The organism is Urbifossiella limnaea (genome assembly GCF_007747215.1).
GTDB classification, from domain to species: domain Bacteria; phylum Planctomycetota; class Planctomycetia; order Gemmatales; family Gemmataceae; genus Urbifossiella; species Urbifossiella limnaea.
The window spans coordinates 1,095,462-1,117,324 of sequence record NZ_CP036273.1; the positions used below are offsets into that span (position 1 = coordinate 1,095,462).

25 protein-coding genes and 1 pseudogene are annotated in these 21,863 nt (G+C 70.3%); 14 read left to right on the plus strand and 12 right to left on the minus strand.

Annotated elements, in window-relative coordinates:
- The first annotated feature begins 25 nt into the window (after nt 1-25).
- From ETAA1_RS04380 to ETAA1_RS04410, 8 genes are all read left to right on the plus strand, one after another.
- On the plus strand, nt 26-583 hold the full coding sequence (locus ETAA1_RS04380) for a hypothetical protein (protein WP_145234651.1): 558 nt from the start codon (nt 26-28) through the stop codon (nt 581-583).
- Between the two features lie 14 nt (nt 584-597).
- The gene (locus ETAA1_RS31465; protein WP_202920657.1) at nt 598-765 is read left to right on the plus strand and encodes a hypothetical protein; all 168 of its coding nucleotides are present in this window, start codon (nt 598-600) and stop codon (nt 763-765) included.
- Between the two features lie 2 nt (nt 766-767).
- A complete protein-coding gene (locus tag ETAA1_RS04385; protein ID WP_145234653.1) occupies nt 768-1,070 on the plus strand; it encodes a hypothetical protein in 303 nt (100 codons plus the stop codon).
- Between the two features lie 2 nt (nt 1,071-1,072).
- Nucleotides 1,073-1,294 carry a hypothetical protein gene (locus ETAA1_RS04390; protein ID WP_202920658.1) on the plus strand — a complete coding sequence of 74 codons (222 nt, stop codon included), beginning with the start codon at nt 1,073-1,075 and terminating at the stop codon, nt 1,292-1,294.
- Nucleotides 1,295-1,412: 118 nt separating this feature from the next.
- Complete coding sequence (locus ETAA1_RS04395) at nt 1,413-4,487, plus strand: DUF1553 domain-containing protein (protein ID WP_202920659.1); 3,075 nt, start codon at nt 1,413-1,415, stop codon at nt 4,485-4,487.
- Between the two features lie 83 nt (nt 4,488-4,570).
- Entirely contained in the window at nt 4,571-4,852 is a 282-nt protein-coding gene (locus tag ETAA1_RS04400) for a hypothetical protein (RefSeq protein ID WP_145234658.1), read from the plus strand.
- Nucleotides 4,853-4,914: 62 nt separating this feature from the next.
- Complete coding sequence (locus tag ETAA1_RS04405; protein WP_145234660.1) at nt 4,915-6,351, plus strand: DUF1501 domain-containing protein; 1,437 nt, start codon at nt 4,915-4,917, stop codon at nt 6,349-6,351.
- Nucleotides 6,352-6,367: 16 nt separating this feature from the next.
- Nucleotides 6,368-6,820, plus strand: coding sequence for an SH3 domain-containing protein (locus tag ETAA1_RS04410; protein WP_145234662.1), 453 nt, complete (start codon nt 6,368-6,370; stop codon nt 6,818-6,820).
- Between the two features lie 87 nt (nt 6,821-6,907).
- Here ETAA1_RS04410 and ETAA1_RS04415 read toward each other — a convergent pair whose 3' ends face one another.
- On the minus strand, nt 6,908-7,129 hold the full coding sequence (locus tag ETAA1_RS04415) for a hypothetical protein (protein ID WP_145234664.1): 222 nt from the start codon (nt 7,127-7,129) through the stop codon (nt 6,908-6,910).
- A 384-nt stretch (nt 7,130-7,513) separates the two neighbouring features.
- Between ETAA1_RS04415 and ETAA1_RS04420 the strand changes: the two genes are divergently transcribed.
- Nucleotides 7,514-8,755 carry a tyrosine-type recombinase/integrase gene (locus ETAA1_RS04420; RefSeq protein ID WP_145234666.1) on the plus strand — a complete coding sequence of 414 codons (1,242 nt, stop codon included), beginning with the start codon at nt 7,514-7,516 and terminating at the stop codon, nt 8,753-8,755.
- 188 nt (nt 8,756-8,943) lie between these two features.
- Here the strand turns inward: ETAA1_RS04420 and ETAA1_RS04425 are convergent.
- The 10 genes and pseudogenes from ETAA1_RS04425 to ETAA1_RS04470 all read right to left on the minus strand — a co-directional run.
- A pseudogene (locus ETAA1_RS04425) lies at nt 8,944-9,501 on the minus strand (IS3 family transposase); the annotation flags it as partial.
- A gap of 32 nt (nt 9,502-9,533) precedes the next feature.
- A complete protein-coding gene (locus tag ETAA1_RS04430; RefSeq protein ID WP_145233609.1) occupies nt 9,534-10,928 on the minus strand; it encodes a transposase in 1,395 nt (464 codons plus the stop codon).
- 63 nt (nt 10,929-10,991) lie between these two features.
- On the minus strand, nt 10,992-11,270 hold the full coding sequence (locus ETAA1_RS04435) for an IS3 family transposase (RefSeq protein ID WP_145234670.1): 279 nt from the start codon (nt 11,268-11,270) through the stop codon (nt 10,992-10,994).
- A 13-nt stretch (nt 11,271-11,283) separates the two neighbouring features.
- On the minus strand, nt 11,284-11,571 hold the full coding sequence (locus tag ETAA1_RS04440; RefSeq protein ID WP_145234672.1) for a transposase: 288 nt from the start codon (nt 11,569-11,571) through the stop codon (nt 11,284-11,286).
- 145 nt (nt 11,572-11,716) lie between these two features.
- Nucleotides 11,717-13,051, minus strand: coding sequence for a DUF1501 domain-containing protein (locus ETAA1_RS04445; protein ID WP_145234673.1), 1,335 nt, complete (start codon nt 13,049-13,051; stop codon nt 11,717-11,719).
- Nucleotides 13,048-13,506: a response regulator gene (locus ETAA1_RS04450; protein WP_145234675.1), complete on the minus strand. Its 459-nt coding sequence runs from the start codon at nt 13,504-13,506 to the stop codon at nt 13,048-13,050. Before ETAA1_RS04450 ends, ETAA1_RS04445 begins: the two co-directional genes overlap by 4 nt.
- Nucleotides 13,507-13,522: 16 nt before the next feature.
- Nucleotides 13,523-13,891, minus strand: coding sequence for a hypothetical protein (locus ETAA1_RS04455; protein ID WP_145234677.1), 369 nt, complete (start codon nt 13,889-13,891; stop codon nt 13,523-13,525).
- A 29-nt stretch (nt 13,892-13,920) separates the two neighbouring features.
- Entirely contained in the window at nt 13,921-16,488 is a 2,568-nt protein-coding gene (locus ETAA1_RS04460) for a DUF1549 domain-containing protein (RefSeq protein ID WP_145234679.1), read from the minus strand.
- Entirely contained in the window at nt 16,485-16,766 is a 282-nt protein-coding gene (locus ETAA1_RS04465; protein ID WP_202920660.1) for a WD40 repeat domain-containing protein, read from the minus strand. The genes ETAA1_RS04460 and ETAA1_RS04465 overlap by 4 nt, the downstream gene beginning before the upstream one ends.
- Before the next feature lie 33 nt (nt 16,767-16,799).
- A complete protein-coding gene (locus ETAA1_RS04470) occupies nt 16,800-17,435 on the minus strand; it encodes a WD40 repeat domain-containing protein (RefSeq protein ID WP_145234681.1) in 636 nt (211 codons plus the stop codon).
- Between the two features lie 180 nt (nt 17,436-17,615).
- Between ETAA1_RS04470 and ETAA1_RS04475 the strand changes: the two genes are divergently transcribed.
- The 5 genes from ETAA1_RS04475 to ETAA1_RS04490 all read left to right on the plus strand — a co-directional run bounded on the left by ETAA1_RS04475 (nt 17,616) and on the right by ETAA1_RS04490 (nt 20,113).
- Nucleotides 17,616-18,002: a prenyltransferase/squalene oxidase repeat-containing protein gene (locus tag ETAA1_RS04475; RefSeq protein ID WP_145234683.1), complete on the plus strand. Its 387-nt coding sequence runs from the start codon at nt 17,616-17,618 to the stop codon at nt 18,000-18,002.
- Between the two features lie 105 nt (nt 18,003-18,107).
- A complete protein-coding gene (locus ETAA1_RS04480; RefSeq protein ID WP_145234685.1) occupies nt 18,108-18,599 on the plus strand; it encodes a plasmid pRiA4b ORF-3 family protein in 492 nt (163 codons plus the stop codon).
- Nucleotides 18,600-18,647: 48 nt separating this feature from the next.
- Nucleotides 18,648-18,803, plus strand: a complete 156-nt coding sequence (locus ETAA1_RS31470; protein WP_202920661.1) for a hypothetical protein — start codon at nt 18,648-18,650, stop codon at nt 18,801-18,803.
- Nucleotides 18,772-19,596, plus strand: coding sequence for a hypothetical protein (locus ETAA1_RS04485; RefSeq protein WP_145234687.1), 825 nt, complete (start codon nt 18,772-18,774; stop codon nt 19,594-19,596). The genes ETAA1_RS31470 and ETAA1_RS04485 overlap by 32 nt, the downstream gene beginning before the upstream one ends.
- Before the next feature lie 73 nt (nt 19,597-19,669).
- Nucleotides 19,670-20,113 (plus strand): hypothetical protein, encoded by a 444-nt coding sequence (locus ETAA1_RS04490; protein ID WP_145234689.1) that lies wholly within the window; start codon nt 19,670-19,672, stop codon nt 20,111-20,113.
- A 335-nt stretch (nt 20,114-20,448) separates the two neighbouring features.
- On the opposite strand, the gene ETAA1_RS04495 is transcribed toward ETAA1_RS04490, so the two are convergent.
- A complete protein-coding gene (locus ETAA1_RS04495; RefSeq protein ID WP_145234691.1) occupies nt 20,449-21,855 on the minus strand; it encodes a DUF1552 domain-containing protein in 1,407 nt (468 codons plus the stop codon).
- Nucleotides 21,856-21,863: the final 8 nt, after the last annotated feature.

A 21,863-nucleotide genomic window follows, 5' to 3' on the forward strand; every position in this document is an offset into this window, starting at 1 on the left:
CTGCCCTGTGTGATGGAGAGCACCCGTGAGCACCATTCCCCTCTCCCCCTCGTCTGGTCCACTCGCGTTCGAGCCGGGGGCCACCGACTTCAACGAAATCTGCACGTTCACGGCACTCCGAGAGAGCAACGGGAGGCGGGTGCTCCGTGCCTTCACCGTGACCGGCGACGCCACCCCCGTTCGCCCGAACGTCGATGCCCTGGGCCTGGGCCTCTGCCTGGAGATCGCACTCGGTGCGAGCGGCAGCCATAAGGTCACGTATTACCGCGTGGGCGGCGAGCCGATCCGGTTCATCTTCGAGTCGCGGTTGCCGGTTCCCAATCCGCCCGAACCGTGGCCCAACACGTTGCCTGCGGGTGAAAGCTGGCCCGTGACCTGGTATCGCTGCCGAGTTCTACCGGACACGATCGACATCACCGTCGCGGGGAAGAATTTCGTCTTCGGTGTGACCCGCAGCGAGAATTGGGCCGAAGTTGCCCACCTCATCACCGCCCTGACCGCCGGCAGCCCCGACAAGGCCGCCGTCGAGTGCGACCCGGCCACCGGGCACCCGCATCTGAGAATCAGTCGGGCCGTCTCCTGAGGGCTGAACTGCCGATGAACGCCCACCAACTCAACGCGATCCTCGACCTCGCCTCGGGTCTGATTCGGCGGTCGAGCGAAGCCGATTCGCCCCTCAAGCCGACGGACTTCTACTGCGAAGGGTGGCTGACCGCCCTGACCGCCCTGATTGTCACCGTCGAAGAACTGACCAGCCGGAGGTAGGTATGCGCGGTCACGTGTTCATCGTCCGCGGCGACCTCCGCAAACTCGCCTGCGACGCCTGGCTCATCCCGACCAGCGGCCGCGCCCGGCCCGGGAGCGAGTGGTTCCTGCCCGGGTACGACGGCCCCCGGCAGGGTGAGCCGTTCGCCGACGGCGGGCCGCGGGTCAAGCCGCTCCTCGACCCCGCCCCGGGCCGCCCCCGGCCGTGGCTCGGGCGGATCGGCAGTCACGGCCGGCCGGTGTCCTGGTACGCCGACGGGGCGCCCTGCGCGGCGAGCTGGCCCTGTTTCTCGGGGCCGGGGTGAGCATGGCCGCCGGGCTCCGGAGCTGGGGCGGGCTGCTCGACGAGATCGCCCTGCGGGCCGGGATGACGGTCGACGAGCGGGACGGGCTGAAGGAGCTGCGGAACGTCCTCGACCAGGCGACGGTGGTCGAGCGGCGGCTGACGGAACGGGGCGACTCCATCGGCCGGGCGGTCGCCGGCGGGCGGACAGGGGTGTCGCCAAAAGCGAGAGTCGGGACGCACTGAGGACACGGTGACGGATCTGACCGTACCCAGTTCTCGGGGCGGTTGGCGACGTCAGCCTCTCATCGGAGGGGGATGAGGTAGAATGACGGAACACACTCCGCACGCCTTGAGGCGTTCCATGCGTCGGTCCGCCGCCCTCTTGTTGTTGCTGGCGATTCCGACGCAGGGTGTGGCGCAGCCGACCCCGGTCGATTTCGGCCGCGACGTGCTGCCAATTCTGTCGGACGCTTGCTTCGCGTGCCACGGGCCGGACCCGACGGCCCGCAAGTCCCGGCTCCGGCTCGACGACAAGGACAGCCCGTTCGCCCGCGGCGTGATCGTGCCCGGGAAGGCCGCCGAGAGCGACCTGATTGCCCGCCTCACCGACCCCGATCCCGAACACGTCATGCCGCCTCCGAGCGTCAAGCGGCCGCTCACCGCGCGGCAGATCGACACGCTCACCCGCTGGGTAAACCAGGGCGCCAAGTGGGGCACGCACTGGGCGTTCGAGCGGCCGAAGGCCGCCGCCCCGCCCGGTGGGGGGCAGCCGATCGACGCCTTCATCCGCGCCCGACTCGACCGCGACGGGCTGAAGCCGGCGCCGCCCGCCGACAAGGAACGGCTCCTCCGCCGCGTTACGTTCGACATCACCGGCCTGCCGCCGACGCCGGGCGAGATGGATTCGTTCCTCGCGGACGCCGCCCCCGACGCCTACGAGAAGGTGCTCGACCGGCTGCTCGCGTCGCCGCGGTACGGCGAGCGGATGGCGGCGGAGTGGCTCGACGTGGCCCGGTTCGCCGACACCCACGGCTACCAGATGGACCGCTACCGGGCCGTCTGGCCGTACCGCGATTGGGTCATCGCCGCGTTCAACCGGAACCTCCGGTTCGACCAGTTCGTGACGTGGCAACTCGCCGGCGACTTGCTCCCAACCGCGACGCGGGAACAGCGTCTCGCCACCGCGTTCAACCGGCTCCACATGCAGAACGAGGAGGGCGGGGTCGTCGAGGAGGAGTTCCGCGTAGCCTACGTGGTGGACCGGGTGAACACGTTCGGCACCGCCTTCCTCGGGCTGACGTTCGAGTGCTGCCGGTGCCACGACCACAAGTACGACCCGATCTCGATGCGCGACTTCTACTCGCTGTTCGCGTTCTTCCAGAACATCGACGAGAGCGGGCAGACGAGCTACTTCACCGCCGCGACGCCGGTCCCGGCGCTGCTCCTCACGACCGACGCGCAGGACAAGCAGCACGCCGCGCTGCGGGCCACGGTCGCCGAAAAGGAAACGGCGCTCGCGGCGCTGGCCGAAGCCCCGAAAGCGGATTTCGCGGCGTGGAAGCGGCCGGCAAAGCTCGACGTGCCGGGGCTCGTTGCGGCGTACTCGTTCGACGAGCTCACGGGCAACAAGTTGACGAACGCCGCCGACGCGACGAAGCCCGGGAGTGCCCACGAGAAACCGAAGCTCGTCGCCGGCAGGTCGGGGCAAGCGGCGCTGCTCGACGGCGAGAACGGGTTCACGTTCCCCGGCGTCGGCGGGTTCTCGCGCGACGACCCGTTTTCGCTCAGCCTGTTCGTGAAGCCCGCCGACCACGCCCCGCGTGCCGTCGTCGCCCACCAGAGCCGCGCCCCGATCGACGCCGGCAGCCGCGGCTGGGAACTGCTGCTGGAGAACGGCCGCGTCGCCGTCGGGCTGCACCACATGTGGCCGGGCAACTCGCTGAAGGTGCGAACGAAGACCGCCGTGCCCGTCGGCGCGTGGACGCAGGTGGCTGTGACCTACGACGGGTCTGGCCAGGCCCGGGGCGTGCGGGTCTACCTCGACGGCCGACCGGTCGAAGCCGAAGTCGTCCGCGACAAGCTCACCCGGGACATCCTGTACGGCGGTGGCGAACCGCCGCTGACCATCGGCTACCGCTTCCGCGACAACGGCTTCAAGGGCGGGGCAGTGGACGAGTTCCGCGTCTACGACCGCGCCCTGACGCGCGCCGAAGTCGCGTCCGGGTTCGGCCTCGCGGTTTCGGACGAGGTGATGTACGAGTACTACGCCGCGACGCAACACGAGCCGACGCGCGGCGCCACGGACGCCCTCCGCGCCGCCCGCAAGGCGCTGACCGCGTTCGTCACGCCGATCCCCGAGATCATGGTGATGGACGAGCTGCCCGAGCCGAAGCCGGCGTTCCTCCTGAGCCGCGGCGCTTACGACGCCCGCGGCGACCGCGTGACTGCCGACACGCCGAAGGTGCTACCACCGTTCCCGGCCGGCGCCCCGCGGAACCGCCTCGGCCTCGCCCGCTGGCTCACCGACCCCGACCACCCGCTGCTCGCCCGCGTCACGGTCAACCGGGCGTGGCAGATGATGTTCGGCCGCGGGCTCGTCGAGACGGCCGACAACTTCGGCACGCAAGGTTCCCGCCCGACGCACGCCGACCTGCTCGACTGGCTCGCCCGCGACTTCGTCGCGTCCGGGTGGGACCACAAACAGCTACTCCGCACCATCGCCATGTCGGCGACGTACCGACAGAGTTCGCGGGCAACGCCCGACCTGCTCGCCCGCGACCCGCACAACGAACTCCTCGCCCGCGGCCCGGCCCAGCGGCTGAGCGCCGAGATGCTCCGCGACCAGGCGCTCGCGTCCGGCGGCCTGCTGGTCGAGAAGCTGGGCGGCCCGAGCGTTCGGCCGTACCAGCCGGCCGGGCTGTGGGAGCAGCTGGCGATGGGCCGCCCACGCTACGACCAGGGGAAGGGCGACGACCTGTACCGCCGCAGCCTGTACACGTTCTGGAAGCGGACCGTCCCGCCGCCGGCGATGATGACGCTCGACGCCGCCGACCGCAGCAACTGCTCGGTGAAGCGGCAGGCGACTAGCACCCCGCTGCAAGCGCTCGTGCTGCTCAACGACGTGCAGTTCGTCGAAGCGGCGCGACACGTTGGGGAACGAATGTTGCGCGAGGGCGGGGCGACGCCGGCCGAGCGGGCGGCGTGGGGGTTCCGCCTGCTGACCGGCCGCCGCCCGACCGACGCCGAGCGGGCGGTGCTGGCGCGGATGTACGCCGAGCAGAAGGCGGCGTTCGACCGCGACCCGGCCGCCGCCCGCCGGTTGTTGGCGGTCGGCGAGAAGCCCGCTGACAGTGCGTTGTCACCGACCGACCTCGCCGCCGCCGCCTCGGTCGCCAACGCGCTGATGAGTCACGACGAGGCCGTGACGCGCCGATGAAGCCGATTTTTTGACAGGATGAACAGGACAGACAGGATGCAGCCAAGCCCAAAACTGAAACGCCTGTGCCGGCGGGTGCAGACGTGGACTCCCGGGATCGTAAACGACTCGAAGAGCTGAAGTTCTCGGCCGAGGTCATCGCAAAGACCGAGGCCGTGTTGTCCCTGTGGGGCGTAGACGAGCTGTTCGCGCGCTGCACCTACTGCAAGAAGATCTGCTTCAGCCCGTATCTTCCGAAGGGCAAACACATGCGGAAGAAACTGCCAGCAGATCTCTTCCTGAGGCGTGAATTGGTCGGCTTTCGAGACGAGTCAGGTGAAGTGATTTGCTGGCCGTGCGATGAATTCCAGTTCGAGTATGGTTGATTTTTGAATCCTGTCCGTCCTGTTCATCCTGTCAAAAAATGCCTTGATTCCTTGGAGCTGCCGTGTTCTGCCGCAACGTCGATGTCGCCGTGAACCGCCGGGCGCTGTTCGCCCGGTTCGGGCTGGGCCTCGCCGGCGCCGCGCTCACGGATCTGCTCCGCGCCGACGCGCAGGAGCGGAACCCGTTCGCCGGCGTCCTCGACCGCCCGCACCACGCCCCGAAAGCGAAGCGGATCATCTCGCTGTTCATGGCCGGCGGGCCGAGCCAGCTCGACCTGTTCGACCACAAGCCGCTCCTCAACCGGCGCAACGGCGAAGACCTGCCCGACGCCGTGCGGATGGGCCAGCGCGTCACCGGCATGACGGCGAACCAGGCGACGCTGCCGATGGCCGGCTCCGTCTTCAAGTTCGACCGCCACGGCCAGAGCCGCGCTACCGTCAGCGAGTTGCTGCCGTGGACCGCCCGCGTCGCCGACGACCTGTGCTTCGTGAAGTCGGTCCACACCGAGCACATCAACCACGACCCGGCCATCACCTTCTGCCAGACCGGCCACCACCTCGCCGGCCGCCCGAGCATGGGCAGCTGGCTCAGCTACGGCCTCGGCGGGGCGAACCGCAACCTGCCCGCGTTCCTGGTGCTCGTGTCGAAGGACCGCATCGATCAGCCGCTGTACGCCCGCCTGTGGGGCAACGGCTTCCTGCCGAGCGCCCACCAGGGGGTGCAGTTCCGCGCCGGCGGCGCGCCCGTGCTGTACCTCGACAACCCGCCCGGCCTCACCGCCGATGCCCGCCGGCAGGCGTTGAACGGCCTCGCCGAGCTGCACCGCCTCCAGGCCGCCGACCTGGGCGACCCCGAGGTCAACGCCCGCACCGCCCAGTACGAGATGGCGTTCCGGATGCAGACGAGCGTGCCCGAGGTCGCCGACGTAACGCGCGAAACCGCCGAGACGCTGGACCTGTACGGCCCCGAGGTGAAGACGCCGGGCACGTTCGCGGCGAACTGCCTGCTCGCCCGCCGTCTCGCCGAACGCGACGTGCGGTTCGTGCAGCTGTACCACCCCGGGTGGGACCACCACGGCGGCTTGCCCGCCGGTATCCGCCGCCAGTCCGCCGACGTGGACCGGGCGTGCTACGGGCTGCTCACCGACCTGAAGCGGCGCGGCATGTTGAACGACACGCTGGTGGTGTGGGGCGGCGAGTTCGGGCGGACGAACTACAGCCAGGGCAAGCTGACGGCGACCGACTACGGCCGCGACCACCACCCGCGCTGCTTCACCGTCTGGCTCGCCGGCGCCGGGGTGAAGGCCGGCACGACGTTCGGGGCGACCGACGACTTCGGGTACAACGTGGCCGAGCACCCGGTCAGCGTCCACGACCTGCAGGCGACGGTGTTCCACCTGCTCGGCATCGACCACGAGCGGCTGACGTTCCGCCACCAGGGCCGCTACTACCGGTTGACGGACGTCCACGGCGAGGTCGTGAAGCCGATCCTGAGTTGACCCCGGGGGCCGCGTCATGCCGGCCGACCGCGGAAAGCGGCACGCCGCCGCGCACCTCGCCGCGATCCTGACGGTCGTCGCCGTGCTGGTCGCGCACGCCGTCCCGCTCGCCCCGCGGCCCGGCAACGTGCGGCACCTCGTCGCCGCCTACCTCGCCGACGAGGACGCGGCCCGGGAGGCGTACCGCGACGTTCGGTTCACCGCGTCCGGAACGGTGAACTGGTCGCACCGGACCATCGACATCATGTCGCGGCTGTTCAACGACGACGAGGCCGAGCGATCGCCAGACCTCGAACGGGCGGCGCGGGAAGCAACCGTCTACACCACGCTCCCCGGCGGGCACCAGGTACTGGCCGACTTCGACCCGGACCGCCAGGCCGAGGCACTCGCCATCCGGCCCGGCGACCGCGTGACCGTGACCGGCCGGCACACCGGGAGCTGGTTCGGGGGGGGCGGTCTTCCGCGGTAAGTTCGTGTACCTCACGCTCGTCGCGTGCGAGATCGTCCGCCTAGTCGTGACCCATCATCTCACGGCGGTCTCGGGCGGAGGAATGCCTCAGGCAACCGCGCCAGGCACCCCGTAGAGGTTGCCGTCGCTGTCCGCGAGTGACTTGTCGTCGGCCAAGTCGAACACGTCGAACTCTTCGTGAAGATCCAACTCGGGGAGCCACTGGGAAGCCCTGGGGTCCGCTCCGTGATGCTTCGGGGTGGACTGATAGCCGAGTTGGGTGCGGGAGGTCACCTCTTCGTGGACGTAGATCTCTGTCAGGATGGGCATGCCGTTCATCCCCGCAGGGGCGTCGAGGTGACGGGCATTCTACCAGAAACCGGGGCACCCGCCGGTGGTACGGAATCGGCCATTCCGGTACAGAATCCCTAACACTCGGTACACAATCGCGCTAAAATACACCACGTCACGGCCTCGGAGGCGAGGTCCGCACCGCTGGAAAATACGGCATTTCCTAGGAGTTTGTGGGTTACGCAGCCGGGAGACTTCCCGACTGAAAATCGCTAGGTCCCCAGTTCAACCCTGGGACTGCCCACTGTCGGTAAAGCACCTCGGCTGAAGCACTTACGCTTACCCCGGGACGGTCCCGGGCGCGGCCGGAAGCCCTTGGTTTCGTGGTAGTACTACCACGATTCCCTTCCGGAGCCGCGACACATGGCCCGTGGCAAGCAGACCGTCCCCTCGTACCTCCTCCACAAACCGACCGGTCAGGCCCGCGTCCGCATCAACGGCCGCGACGTTTACCTCGGCGTCTACGACTCGCCCGAGAGCCGGGCCGAGTACGCCCGCGTCGTCGCCGAACTGGCCGTCCACCCGACGCCCGCGGACCCCACGCCCCTCACGCCGGGCCGTCACCAGGTGAGCGTCAACGAGTTGCTCCTCGGGTTCTGGGCCTACGCCGACCGCCACTACCGCCGGGCGGACGGCACCCCGACGAACGAGCTCCCCCAGTTCCGCCAGACGTTCCGCCTCGTCCGCGAGTTGTACGGCCACACCCCGGCCCGGGAGTTCGGCCCGCTCGCGCTGAAGGCGGTCCGGCAGAAGATGATCGACACGGGGTGGAACCGGAAGCTCGTCAACCAGCGGGTCGGCCGCGTCCGCCGGGCGTTCCGGTGGGCCGTCGAGAACGAACTCGTCCCGGTCGCCGTCCACCAGGCGCTCAAGACCGTGTCCGGGCTCCAGGCGGGACGGACGGACGCGCGGGAGCCCGACCCCGTCCTCCCCGTGGACGACGAGGCCGTCCGGGCGACGCTGCCGTTCCTGGGGCAGGTGGTGCGGGGGATGGTCGAGGTGCAGTTGTTGACCGGGATGCGGCCGGGCGAGGTGTGCCAGCTCCGGCCGTGCGACATCGACACGGCCACGGACGTGTGGGTGTTCCGCCCCCGGCAGTTCAAGACCCGGCACCGGGGCAAGGCCCGCGCCGTGGCCATCGGGCCGCGGGCGCGGGCGGTCCTGGAGGCCCTGACGCCGGCCGAGCCGACGGCGCACTACTTCGACCCGCGGCGGACGGTCGCGGAGTTCCGCGCGGCGCGGTCGGCCGGCCGCAAAACCCCGCGGTACGCCTCGCACATGGCGCGGAACACAGCCGTGAGGGTGGCGACTCCGAAGCGAGAGCCGGCGGACCGGTACACGGTCAGCAGCTACGGGCACGCGGTCGCCCGCGCGGTCGAGCGGGCGAACCGGCGGCGGGAGCGGCTGGCCGGGGCGGGGAACTTCGATGCGGTGCCGCACTGGCACCCGAACCAACTCCGGCACGCCCACGGGACCGCGGTCCGCCACCGCTTCGGGTTGGAGGCGGCCCAGGTCGCCCTCGGCCACGAGCGGGCGGACGTGACCCAGGTGTACGCCGAGCGGAACCTGACCCTGGCGGTGAGGGTAGCGGCCGAGATCGGGTAGTAGGTCAACGGACGAACTGCGGTGAGGGTCGGTCGAGCTGTAGGCGCCATCAAGGCGCCGCCTTATTGGAGCCTTGATGGCCAGCTCTTCCACCCTACCCTGTACTGAATCGGGCCGATGGCAGATTGACCTCTACAGTGGACCCCATTGTCTAGACCAAAAAGTGGCGATCCTTCGCTACTGTTTCGTCAGGCCGTCTTGGCCCCGACGCCGTACACCTCGGCCGGGGTGCGGTAGTCCAGGGACTGGTGCCGCCGCTCGGTGTTGTAGAACCCGAAGTACGCCCGCAGCCCGCCCTCCAACTCCGGCACCCGCTCGTACCCCTTCAGGTACACGTCCTCGTACTTCACGCTCCGCCACAGCCGCTCGACGAGCACGTTGTCCAGGCACCGCCCCCGACCGTCCATGCTCACCGCCACCCCGGCCCGCTCCAGCCGCCCGGTCCACGCACCGGCCGTGAACTGCACCCCCTGGTCCGTGTTGAACACCTCCGGTCTGCCCCGGCCCAACGCCTCCTCCAGCATCTCCTGGCAGAACGCCCCGTCGAGCGTGTTGGACAGCCGCCAGGCGACCACGTACCGGCTGAACCAGTCGATCGTCGCCGCCAGGTACATGAACCCACCCGGCAGCGGCACGTAGGTGATGTCGGCACTCCACACCTGGTTGACCCGCTCGACCGCCACGCCCCTCAGCAGGTACGGGTAGACCTTGTGCCCACGGCCTGCCAGCGACAGTTTCGGCTTGGGGTAGATGGCCCAGGCCATTCACGGTGTGAGACTCACGGATTCCGGCTGACTTTCGCCTGACGGGTCTTCTTCCCCTCGTCGAGCAACCGGGCCGTGGAAACATGTGGGCTCTTGTCCTTGATCCGTCGGGTCGCCGTCCTCGTCGGCTTCCGGGGCGGCGCTTTCTTGATCCTCCCAAGGTCGACCTTGCCCGCCCACTCGCGGAGGTGGCCGGCCAACTCCGGGCTGGGCATCGGACCGAACGCCTCCCATTCCGACGCGGGCAGGGCGATCATCATCCCCGCGTACACCATCGCCCACTCCAGCGCCAGGTAATACCCCGACACCTCCTCCTGCACCTTCTTCTCACCATGCACCGCCCGCAGGGCCGCCTTCAGTACGGCCAGCACGTTGTACGCGGCCACCGCCACGCAGAACCCGAACAGCGCGGCCCTGGGGTACCCCAGGGTGTTCACCTCACAGTTCAAGGCGACTGTCAACTCGTGGAAGGCCCCCTCGATCTTCCACCGCTTGAGGTAGATCTCGGCCACCTTCTTGGCCGGCACCTTCGCCGGCAGGTTGGTCAGGATCTCCACCTCCGCGTCCCCGTCCGCGGTCGGCGCCCGCAGCCGCACCCGCACCTGCCGCAGGCGCACCAACCGCGCCCCACCCCAGCAGACCCAGACCCGCCGCTCGCCCACCCAGCCCCGGTCCGTCGCGACCTCGGCCCCGTACCCGGCTTCGGCCTCGACGCTCAGGTTCCCGTGGCGTCGGATGACGACGTAGGCCCGCCGGGCGGCCACCTCACACAGGAACTCCGCCGTGCAGAAGTTGCGGTCCGCGACCCACACGTCCCGCTCCCGCACCAGCGGCACAATCTGGTCGATCAGCGCCCGCTCCTGGGTGTGGGCGTCCTCGCACGGGACGATGTCGGTGACCAGCATCAGGGCCGGGTCGAGCACGACCAAACTCTGCCCGGGCAAGGGGCCGGCGGTGTGCCCCCGGGTGACGCCCAGCCGCCGCTGGGTGGCGGCCAGGTGGTTGCCGTCGAGGACCCGCACCCGGTAGCCCGGCAGCAGGCTCTTGCACCCCCCGCCCAGCGCGGTGATCAGCCCCTCGCACCGGCCCGACACGTGCGCGACCAGCCCCGCGGACACGCCCGTCTCGATGTTCCGGAGCTTGTCGTAGACGCACTTGAGGGTGACCGGGACGCGGTCCCGCAGGTGCCGGTAGGCGGCCTGGACGTGGAGGGCCTTGCCGCCGACCACCAGGGTCATCAGATCGACCGTCGTGGAGAACAGCAACTCCCGGGTGTACCCGCGCTCGGCGGTCCGGTCGAACAGCGCGTCGAGGGCCGAGGCCGAGAGGGCGTGCTCGATGGTCGCCCGGGACATCACGCTGAGCGGGCTCTCCTCTAGGAACCGCTCGAAGACCCCACCGAACAGCATGGGCGCGCCCTCTCCCTGGCTTGGCCAAGTCCCTGCCAGCGGACGGCTTACGACCGGGATGCGTCACCGTGAATGGCCTGGGTAGATGGCCTCCAGCCCCATCACCCGCATCAGCCGCCGCACCCGCTTGCGGTTCACCTCGTGGCCCCGGCCGATGAGCCACTGCGTGATCTTTCGGCTCCCGAAGAACGGGTGGGCCGTGTACTCCTGGTCGATGAGCCGCATCAACTCCAGGTTCTCGGGCGTCTCCGGGGTCGGCTCGTAGTACCGGGTCGAGCGGTTCAGACCGACCAACTCGCACTGCCGGCGGATGCTCAGCTCGGGGTGATCCTCGTCGATCAACGCCCGCCGGGCGTCAGCCGAGGGGGGCAGATTTTTTTTTCACCCAGTCGAGTTCGACCTTGAGTCGCCCGATCTGCTCGAACAGCTCGGCCGTCTTGTCCTCCGGGGGTCCGGTGGTCTTGGCTCCCGAGGCGAACACGGCCTCGACCCCGGCCAGGAGTTGCTTCTTCCACCCGTGGATCAACGTCGGGTGGACGCCGTAGTGGGACGCCAGTTCGTTGATGGTCTTGTCACCCTTGACCGCCGCCAGGGCGACCTGAGCCTTGAACGCCGCCGAGTGGCTCTTCCGCTTGCCCGCCATCGGTTCCCCTTTCCTGGCTCGCCGGTGTAGCTTAACCGGCGGTCCAGTTTTCGGGGTCCACTATAGTAGTGAGCAGGATTCCGCCGCTTGCGGCGTTGCAGCGCTGCAGCGCTGCAGCGCCGCAAGCGGCGATGCCCCGAGCCCCTCACACGATCGCCTCGCGGATCAGCGGCGCATCCTCCACAACCAACTTCACCGGCCGGTTGGCCGGCGTCGTCACGATCGTCTCGGGGTCGATGCCGAGCAGGTGGTACAGCGTCCGGCCGAAGCTCTCCACCTTGTAGAACTTGTCGGTCACGCGCTCGCCGAGGCGGTCGGTGGCGCCGACCACGCACCCGCCCTTGAACCCGCCGCCGGCCGCCAGCACGAACTGCGCGTAGTCCCAGTGGTCGCGGCCGGCGCCTGCCGCCTTCGGGTTGTCGATCTTCGGCTTCCGCCCCATCTCGCCGAGCGCCAGCACGATCGTGCTGTCCAGCAGCCCGCGCACCTCCAGGTCGTCGAGCAGCGCCGACAGGCCGGCGTCGAACATCGGCATCTGCTGCCGGCCGGCCGTGAAGTTGTCGCCGTGCCAGTCCCAGTAGCCGAGGTTGAAGTGGACGACCGGCACGCCGGCCTCGATGAGCCGCCGCGCCAGCAGGAAGTGGAGCGGGTCGCCGGCCGGGTAGCGCGTCTGCTTCGGCTTCACCCGGTAGCGGTCGATCGACCGCGCCGGTTCCCTCGACAGGTCGAGCGCCTGCCGCAGCTTCGGCGACCGCAGCAGGTTGAACGCCGTCTGCTGGTACTGGTCGAGGCCGGCGATGAGTTCGTCGGCGCGGTCGTGCTGGCGGAGGCGGGTGTCGAGCGTCCGCAGCAGGTCGGTGTTGCGGTCGAGCGCCGGCACCTCGAGTTCGGGGGTGAGCATCCGGGTGACGGAGTCCTTGTCCTTCATCGGGTCGAACACGAGCGGGGCGTGCGCCGGGCCGAGGAACGAGCGGGCCAGCGCGTTGTGGGTGTGGACGTCGACTTCGCCCAGAACGGCGTGCGTCGGTAGGTCGGCGGGGCCGGGGCGGAGGCGCTGTACGACACTGCCGTACATCGGGTACTCGTCGGAGCCCGTGGTGAGGCGCGGGTTCCCGGTGAGCCAGTAGAGCGGCGCCTGGCTGTGGTCGCCGGGCTTGTTCAGCGTGCTGACGGACCGGATTACCGTGTAGCGGTCGGCCCGCTGCGCGAGCCGCGGCAGCAGCTCGCCGACCTGGAGGCCGACGACGTTCGACGGGATGGGCCGCCACTGGCCGCGGTATTCTTCGGGCGAGTCGGGCTTCATGTCGAACATGTCGGTGTGCGGGGGGCCGCCGCCGAGCCAGCAGACGATCATCTGCCGGGCGCGGGGGGCGGCGCCGGGGGCGGCGTGGGCGCGAAGCACGTCGAGGGCGCCGACGCCGCACAGGCCGAGCCCGCCGGCCCGCAGGAAGTCGCGGCGGGAGGAACGGGGCGAGGTCACGGCTGACTCCTCGGCTGGCGGGCCTTGCGGACGGGGCCGACGATCGCCCGCCGCACGGCGGGGAACCAGTCAGATTCGATCCAGGCCATGTCATCGAACGGGATAACGCGGCGGGTCTTCCACCCGGCGCAGCGGAGAGCTTCTTCCATCGCCCCGGCGGCCGGTGAATTCGTCGTGTGTATGACAACCGGGCAGGCCGGCGGCCGGGCGGCGAGGAACTCGGCCACCTGCCGCCCCTCGCCCTGATCGATCCCACGGCCGTCGGGGCCGGGCTTCAGGTCCAGGTCGTTGTCGAGGGCCACGAGGATCGTGTCCGGGAGGTGAACCGCGAGGAACGCAATCGCGTCCGGGGCGTTATCGAAGAATCGGAGGTCGAAGGTGTAGAACCGGTCGGCCAACAGGCGGCGCATGACCGCCTGCCGGTCGGCGTTGTCTTCGACGATCACGATCTTCATGGCCACCGCGGAGCCCTCACGCCAGAACCACTGGCCGCGACCCGTCCGCCGGGAAGAATCGGACGGCACCACGTTCGACCGTCAATCCCGCCCGCCGCAACTCGTCCGCCACGTCCCGGAGCCCGTCCTCGTCGTCGAACTTGAACGTACCGGACAGGTTCGTCAGGTCCACGACCCGCCCGCGCCGGACCGTCATGTCCCCGGCGTACATCGCCGGCTGCGCCCCGCCCAGCACCTTCGGGTGAAGGTGCGGGCCGTCCGGTAGGACGTGAACCGTTCCGTTCGCGTCCCGGACGTACACGTCTCCCCCGTCTGCGAGGCCGGCCGCCACGGGGCGGGTACGCGGGTCGGCCGGGGAGGGTGTCGGGTCGAGGGGCGATTTCATCGAACCCGCCGTCGCTTCATGATACCCGCTCAGTGCTGCAGCACGAACTCCCGCGTGTTCAGTAGCCCCCATAGGACGCCGTGCAACCCGGCCTCGGGCGTCGGGGCCGTCCGCACGTACTCGGCGCACGCCGCCCGCTCCGCGGCCGACGGCAACCGGCCCAGCGCCGCCAGGAACAGCTCCTCCACCTTGTCGGCGCCGGCCGCCTTCGACAGCTTCGCCACGCGGCCGTTCGGGTCACGGATCTTGAGCCACACCTGCGGGTGGTTCGCCAGCGTCAACACCTGCAGCACCGACGCCCCGCCGTCGCGCTCGCAGTCGCACTGCACCGCCGCGTTCCGCGTCGGCCGGCCGTACTGCTCCAGCACGAACACCACGAACGGGTTCCGCGGCGCGAACGGCACCTCCACCGCCTTCACGTCGGCCGGCCAGTGGTGGTACTGCATGTCCATCTTCTCGGCCACGCCGGTCGCGGTGCTCAGCGCGTCGAGGAACACCTCGGCCGGCAGCCGCCGCAGCGGGAACGCGGCGTAGTTCGCCCGGTCGGTCGAGGCTTCCGGCCGCGGCGTACTCGATTGCTGATACGTGCGGCTGAGTAGGATCGTGCGGTGGAGCCAGCGCAGGTCGTACTTGTTGGCGATGAACCCGTCGCGCAACTCCTTCAGCAGCGCCGGGTGGGTGGCGGGGTTGAACGCCGACAGGTTGTCCGGCGGGTCGATCAGGCCGCGGCCAAAGTAGTGCGCCCAGACGCGGTTCACGATCGCCCGCGCGAAGTACGGGTTGTCCGGCCGCCGCATCCACGCCACCACCGCCGCGCGCGGGTCCACGTCGGGAGGCAGTTCCAGCACCTCCGCCGCCCCCGGCAGACGCAACCCGGCCGCCTCGCGGGTGCCGAGCGGGCTCGTCACCGACGCGGCCTTCGCCGTCGGCAGGAGGCGAATCTCGGCGTGCATCACGCGGCGGGCGACCTCGGGCATGAGCTTCGACTTCTTCTCCAGCTGCTGCGTCTCGCGGCGGAAGTCGTCGGCCATCGCCATCACGGCCTTGTGGTTCGCCAGCTCGGCCGCCGGCCGCTTGCCGAGCTTGTCGAGGTCGGCCTTCGCGGCCTTCGCCAGCTCGTCGAGCCGCTTACCGTCGCCCTCCTTCCGCTGCTTCACGACGGCTTCGAGGCGCTTCCCCTCGGCGTCGTAGCGCTTCTGCTGCTCGGCCGCGTCGGGGAAGCGCTTCTCGTTGTCGCCCTGGAAGCCGACCTTGCGGACGCGGGTGAAGAAGTTGGCGAACTGGAGCAGGTCGTCCTGCTGCCACACGTCGTGCGGGTGGCGGTGGCACTGGGCGCACTCCAGCCGTAGGCCGAGGAAGCTGTGCGCCACCTGCATCGCCCCGCCGACGCCGTCGGCCCCGCGGCGCTGCCAGTACAGGTCGAGCGTGCGGCGGTTGCGGTACAGGTCCAGGTCCGGCCGGCCGGGGCGATACCCCTCGAACAGTGCCTCCACCTCCGCGGCGTACTCCGCGGCCGTGCGCCCGTCGCGGCTCGTCGCCGTCAGGATGCGTTCGACGAACACGTCGTAGGGCGTGTTCTCCTCCAGCCGCGCCCGCACCCACGCCTGGAAGCGCGGGGCGTCGGCTTCCAGCGTCAGGGCGTCGGCGTAGACGCCGAAGTCGGCGGCCTTCAGCAGGTCGCAGAAGCGGAGCGTCCACAGCGCGGCGTGGCCGGGGCGGCGCAACAGCTCGTCGATCTTCTTGACGCGCTTGTCGGCGGCGGTGTCGGCGAGAAAGGCGCGCACCTCGTCGGGCGTCGGCAGCTCGCCGGTCACGTCGAGGTGCGCGCGGCGGAGGAACGTGGCGTCGTCCGCGAGGTCAGCGGGCGGCAGGTTCAGCTGCCGCAGCCGGGCGAGGACGTGCGCGTCCACGAAGTTGTTCGCGGTCACGTCGGGGAACGCACCCACCGCTGGGCGTGGGATCAGCACCCGCGCCAGCGTCGGTTCGGCGCGGTATCGCACGACCAGCGCCGCCTCGCCGGCCGTCTTCGCGGTCACGCGGCCGGCGGCGTCCACGGTCGCGGCGGCCCGGTCCTGCGACTCGAAGGAGCAGAACGCCGTCACGTCTTCGGTGCGGCCGTGGGCGAATGTCGCCTGCACCTTCAGGGCGTAATCGTCGCCGGGCTTCGCGACGTGTTCCACCGGCGTGACCCGCAGCGCGGTCACCCGCGACGGCGCGTCCGCGGGGGCGCCGGCGGCGATCCAGCGGCGCAGCACCTCGTACTCGGCGCCGCCCGGCCGCAACCGCACACCGCCCCCGTGCTCGGCCTCGCCGGTCGCCTTGCGAAGCAAGAGGCTGGCCGCGGGGTCGGCGAAGTTCACCCGGCGGCCGCCGAACTCGCGCAGCAGCCGCTCGCGGTCGCCGGCGGGGTCGGCGCCGAACAGCGACAGCTTGAACCCGTTCTGCCCGCGGACGGCGCCGTGGCAGGCGCCGCCGTTGCACCCCAGCCGGCTGAACAGCGCCGCGACGTGCCGGTCGTAGGACGGCGCGTCGTCAGCCCGCGCCGCGGCGGGGACGAGGAGCAGGGCGAGCAGGGCGAGCGCGGCGAGGCGTGTCATCGGGGGAGGGTCCACACTTTCACGGGCTTGTCCCAACTGCCGGCGGCGAGGCGGGGGCGGGTCGGGTCGAAGGCCAGAGCCAGCACCTCGCCGGTGTGGCGGAGGGCGGCACGCTCGGTCCAGTCGGCGGTGTTCCAGAGGCGGACGTCGCCGGGGCGGTGCCAGTCGCCGTCGCCGCTGGCGAGGGTGCGGCCGTCGGCCGAGAAGCCCACCGCCCACACGTCGCCGGCGTGGCCCTTGAGGCAGGCGACGTCCTCGGTCGTGCGGGCGTTGGGCACCCGCACGACGCCGTACCGGGTGCCGGCCGCGAGTCATTTCCCGTCCGGCGACACGGCCAGCGACCGCACCTCGGCGGCCCGGAGGTTCGTCGCCCGGGTGTCGTGCGCCAGGTCTGTCAGGTTCCAGAAGCGGACGGTGTCGTCCGAGCCGGCGGAGAGCAGCCGCGACCCGTCCGGGGCGAAGGAGACGGCGTTCACCCACGACCTATGGCCGTCCAGCTTCGCCGTTTCCTTCGCGGTCGCGGCGTTCCACAGGCGGATGGTGGCGTCGATGCCCCCGGTGGCGACGGTCTTCCCGTCGGGCGACACGGCTACCGTCATGACGACGCCCGTGTGGCCGGTGAGGGTGTGGCGCATCTCGCCGGTCGCGGCGTCCCACAGCCTCGCGGTGTGGTCGAAGCTGGCGGTGGCGAGCGTCTTGCCGTCGGGGGTCCCCGCCACGGCTGAGGCGTTATCGGTGTGGCCCTTCAGCGTCGCCATCTCGCGACAGGTGTCGGCGTCCCACAGCTTGACGGTCTTGTCGGCGCTGGCGGTGGCGAGGTGCTTGCCGTCCGGCGAGAAGGCGACGCCCGCGACCCAGCCGGTGTGGCCCTTGAGCGTGCGCGCGTCGTCGACCGGCTGGGCGGCGACGAGGGCGAGCACGGCGGACGCGACCAGGAGGCGGGGCAAGGGGAGTGTCCCCGGGGGTAGGCAGTGGGATTATCGCACAGCGGGGCGGCGGGGGCAAGCGTTCGGCGTGGGGCCGGTTTCCAACCGGCCTGCCTGGGCAAGGCCGGTTGGAAACCAGCCCCACGTCAAGCCCCCGACTCGCCTGTTGCCCCCGCGCGGCCCCCGGTGTGGCGTGGGGCCATGCGCACCGCCGTCCTTCTCGCCACACTCGTCGCCACGATCCCGGCCCCGGCCGCCGAGCCCGCCGACACCCTCGCCGACCTCCGCGGCTTCTTCGCCAAAACCGCCCGCCCCGACGGCTCGTTCCGCCCCGGCACCGAACCCGCCTACGAGGGCATGTCCGACAGCGCGTTCAGCGACCTCGCCCCGGTCGCCTACGCCGTCGTGCTCCACAGGACGTTCGGCTGGAAGCTCCCCGACGAGGCCAAGACGCGCGAGTTCCTCCTCAGCCGCCAGCGCGACGACGGCTCGTTCGTCAACGTGGCCGGCACCGTCGGCCCCGACTCGGCCGCGGGCCGGGCCTACAACACGACGATGGCCGTGATGGCGCTGAACAGGTCGCGGTAGGGACGGCCCTTTCGGGCTGCCCCCCGCACAGATGCGGACGAGCGGAATTACCGCATCCGGCTCTTACCTCGGGTGCTCGGCGTCGAACCGCACGTTCGGATAGGGATGCTGGATCTTGGGCCGCGGAACGAAGAAGGCAATCCGCGGGCGGAACCGCTCCCAGTTCATCCGGCCCTTCTGGCCCCGGCGTTCGTGCAGGCCACCGGCGGCAACCGGCTACTGACCTTCGGCACGGTCGAGGGGGTCATCGAGCGGGGGTTCCCCGCCGCCAGCTACCAGGCCACGCTGTTCGCCTGCACCCGCCGCCTGCCGACGCCGGTGCTGTACCTGGAGGCGACGCTGGCCCACAAGAAGGACGTGAAGCGGCGGATGGCAACGCCAGGCATGATTCTCGACGACCCGCAGCCGGGCGAACTGCGGGCGGTGAAGGTGATCCCGAACCCGGCGGCGCAGGAGGACGGGTTCTTCATCCCGACCAACATGCGGGTTCCCCCCCGCCTCGGTGACCCCAGGCACGAGCAGCACGAGGAGATGCTGGAATGGCGGGGCCGTTCGACCCCAAAGCCTTCGACCCCAAGAAGGCGACGAGGGAGATGAGGAAGGTGACGTGACCGAGATCACATCGCTTGCGGATTGGTGAACGCCATGCTCCTCGAACCCCAGGATGTCGAACTGTTCTTCCGGCTGCACCGGACGCTGATGTTCTTCGTGAACCAGCGCCTCCGGGTGATCCCCGACACGCTCGACACCCCCGGAACAATTCGCCGCCGTGTCCCCGGAAGTCCGGCTCAAGGTCCGTGACGCCTTCCTCGCCGACGTCGGCCTGATCGAGTCCTTCGCCGCCGAGAACCCGGCCCGGTTGCCGGAGGACGACCTCGCCATCGTCCGCTCCTGGCGGCATCTCGTGGCGGGCAAGTTCTACGTCTTCCGGGAACTGGCGAAGTACACGGTGCTCCTCTCGACCGAGCGGCAACCCGTCGCCTACGGCGTCCTGGCCCTGTCGCAGCCGTTCGAGGACTTGATCGGCCCCTACCTGCCGGTCCTGACGCAGACGGTCCTGCTGCCCTTCAAGGGCAGGATCGTGTACGACGGTCTGATGACCAGCTACCGCATCTCGTTCGGCCCCGGCATCCGGCGGAATCTGACCGAGGATTTCAAGGGGGCCAAGCTGCGGCACGGGATCGTCACGTCGCTCCCGATGTCGGGCGAGCCGGTGGCGCCGGCGGCGATCACCCCGAAGGCCACGCCCCGCCCGAAGGCTCAACCGCCGAAAACGGAGGCGGCTGACGTTTCGAAAGTCATCGTCGGACTGACCGACCAGTTCTGCCGGGAGCATCTAACACTACAGCGCTGGTTCAGGTCACACAGGCGTTCCGCCGCTTCTTATGCGACTTGGCGGCCTGGGCGTTCCGCCGCTGATGGTACAAGAGCACCTCGCTCGTGTGCCGGATCACCCCGACGCCGCGCCGCCGGCGGAACAGACCGGCGCACCTCACGTTTAACGCCCGGCTCACCTGCTTCTGCGGCACCCGCGGGTTTTCCCCCCTCAGCCGCTCGGTGTGAGCCGCGACGAATCCAAGCACGATCGCCTTGAGTTCGAGGCTGCACACCGCCAGCCCCAAGGAGATCGCCGCCAGCGGCGCGAGGGCACCGACAGGGCCGACCCGGTGATTGACGACTTCACGCACGGGTGGGGGGACTGGTACACGTTGTCCGCCGACAACCCCCACCATTGGGAGTTCTCCACCCGGAAGCTGGCCGACCCGAAGTGGCGGGGGCAAGCCGGCCAGCGGCTCACGGTCGAGGTCCGGGCCGAGAAGCCGAACGAACTCGTCGTCGTGCTGACGGAGAACGTCTTCCGGTCGTATCGGGGCAAGCAGAAGGAGTTCGCGGCCCTCCTGAAACTCGTCGGGAGGGATACGCAGGCTGTCCCGCTGGGGCCGAAGGACTTCCGGGCCAACGATGGCGAGGCGTTGTCATCCTGGCAAAACGTCGATCTGCTCTCGTTCCGGGCGTACCACGAGCGGGGCGACAAGCTGCTCGGCAGCAAGGGCTGGGCGGGACCGCAGCCGGTGTTCACGAAGCTGTGGTGGCAGGCTGGTGGGAAATGACACCCCCATCGAATCGCTGCCCAGCCTCGGCCCCCCGGGGTGCCGAATGGCGACGGGCCATCGCCCATCAGGCCGACACCCCCCAGGTAGGGCGAGTAGCTGCGTGTGGAGCCTCCGTACAATCGATCACCGGAACACCCGGGTGGCGGCCGACGGTCAACTCCGGTGCCGCCCGTCGAGCCCCACGGCGACGAGCACGGAGGCACCGGAATTGGTGACCCGGGCGAGGCCGGCGGCCGGCCCGGGTCGCCGATTCCGGTACGACCACGGGGTGCGGCGGCGGGCGACGGGGCGGCGGGCGGGTCGCGTCGGCACGACCGTAAGCCCGGCCGGCACTACGCCAGGAACTCGCGGATGGGGCCGCGTTGGTCGGGGACGAAACGGGCGAGGCCGGCGTCGAGCTCGCCGTAGTGGGCGACTGGGTTGCCGTAGGCGTTGAGCAGCGTGGTCCACCAGTTGCCGAGCGTCTTGTGGCCGGGGCGACCCCAGAACGGCAGACGGACGTAGCGGTTGCCGAGCTTCAGCCGGGCGTTGCGGCCCGACACCACCAGGAACGGGAACTCGGTGCCGACCGCGTGGTGCGTCTCCCCGCCGTCCGGGAAGTAGAAGATCGTCGTGTTGTCGAACATCGTGCCGTCGCCCTCGGGTACGCCCTTGAGCCGGGTGACGATGGTGTTGATGAGCGACATGTGGTGGCGCTCGGTGCGCGCGCGGATCTCGGTCGCCTCGACGCCGCCGAAGGCCTGGTTGTGGCCGACGCTGTGCATGTTGACCCGCTCGCCCTCGATCCCGGGGATGCCGGTGTAGTGGTGGCCGAGCTCGTCCACGGTGAACGCGACGACGTTGGTCAGGCCCGAGACGAGCGCGGCGAGCAGCACCTCGGTGTGCCCGGTCTGGCGGTCGAGCGTGGTCATGTCTTGGGCCAGGAACTTGGCGTCGAGCCGGGGGACGTGCCGGCGCAGGCGGTCGGCCATCGCCTCGACCCGGCGGTTGCGCTCGCGGACCGCGTCGATTGACTCGGCGTAGCCCTGGACCTTGCGCGCCTCGAGTGGGGTGAGGCCGGCGCCGGCGGCCCCCTCGCGGCCGCCGGTGAATTCGAGCAACTGGCGTTCGAGCCGGTACCGCACCTGCTCGTCCCGCGACTCGGCGACGGAGCGGAACAGCTCGCGGACCGCCACCCGCGGCGAGCCGAAGGCGTAGTTCGGCTGTTCCCGGCCGCGGGCCGAGAAGCCCTGGGCGATCCCGTCGAGGTTGCCGCGCGGGTTGCCGCCGTCGAGCGGGAAGACGGCGAGTTCGACGTGCTCGACCGGCGACGGGAACATCCGGGCCAGTTCGAAATCGGCCGTCGCCCACTTGATCGACGACGGCCGCTCGTTCGCCCGCATCACGCCCAGCGCCGAGCACCACGAGTGGTGGCCCGTCGTACACATCTTGCCCGACAGCCCCTGGACGACGGCGAGGTCGTTCTTGTGGGCCGCGAGCGGGATCATCCAGTCGGGCAGGTCGAGCCGCCCGAGGTCCGCCGCGAACGCCTCCTTCCGCTGCTCCTGCTCCTGCTCCTGGCGGCTCAGCCCGCGCGGGACCATGACGTGCGGGAACAGCCCGTTGCCGCGGTGCATGAACACGAACCGCATCGGCAGCCGGGCCGACGGCGGCGCGTCGAGGGCCGAGAGCCGAAAATTCAGCAGGGCGGACGCGCCGGCGGCGGCGCTCGTCTGCAGGAATGCGCGGCGCGAGGTCACGGGCTCTC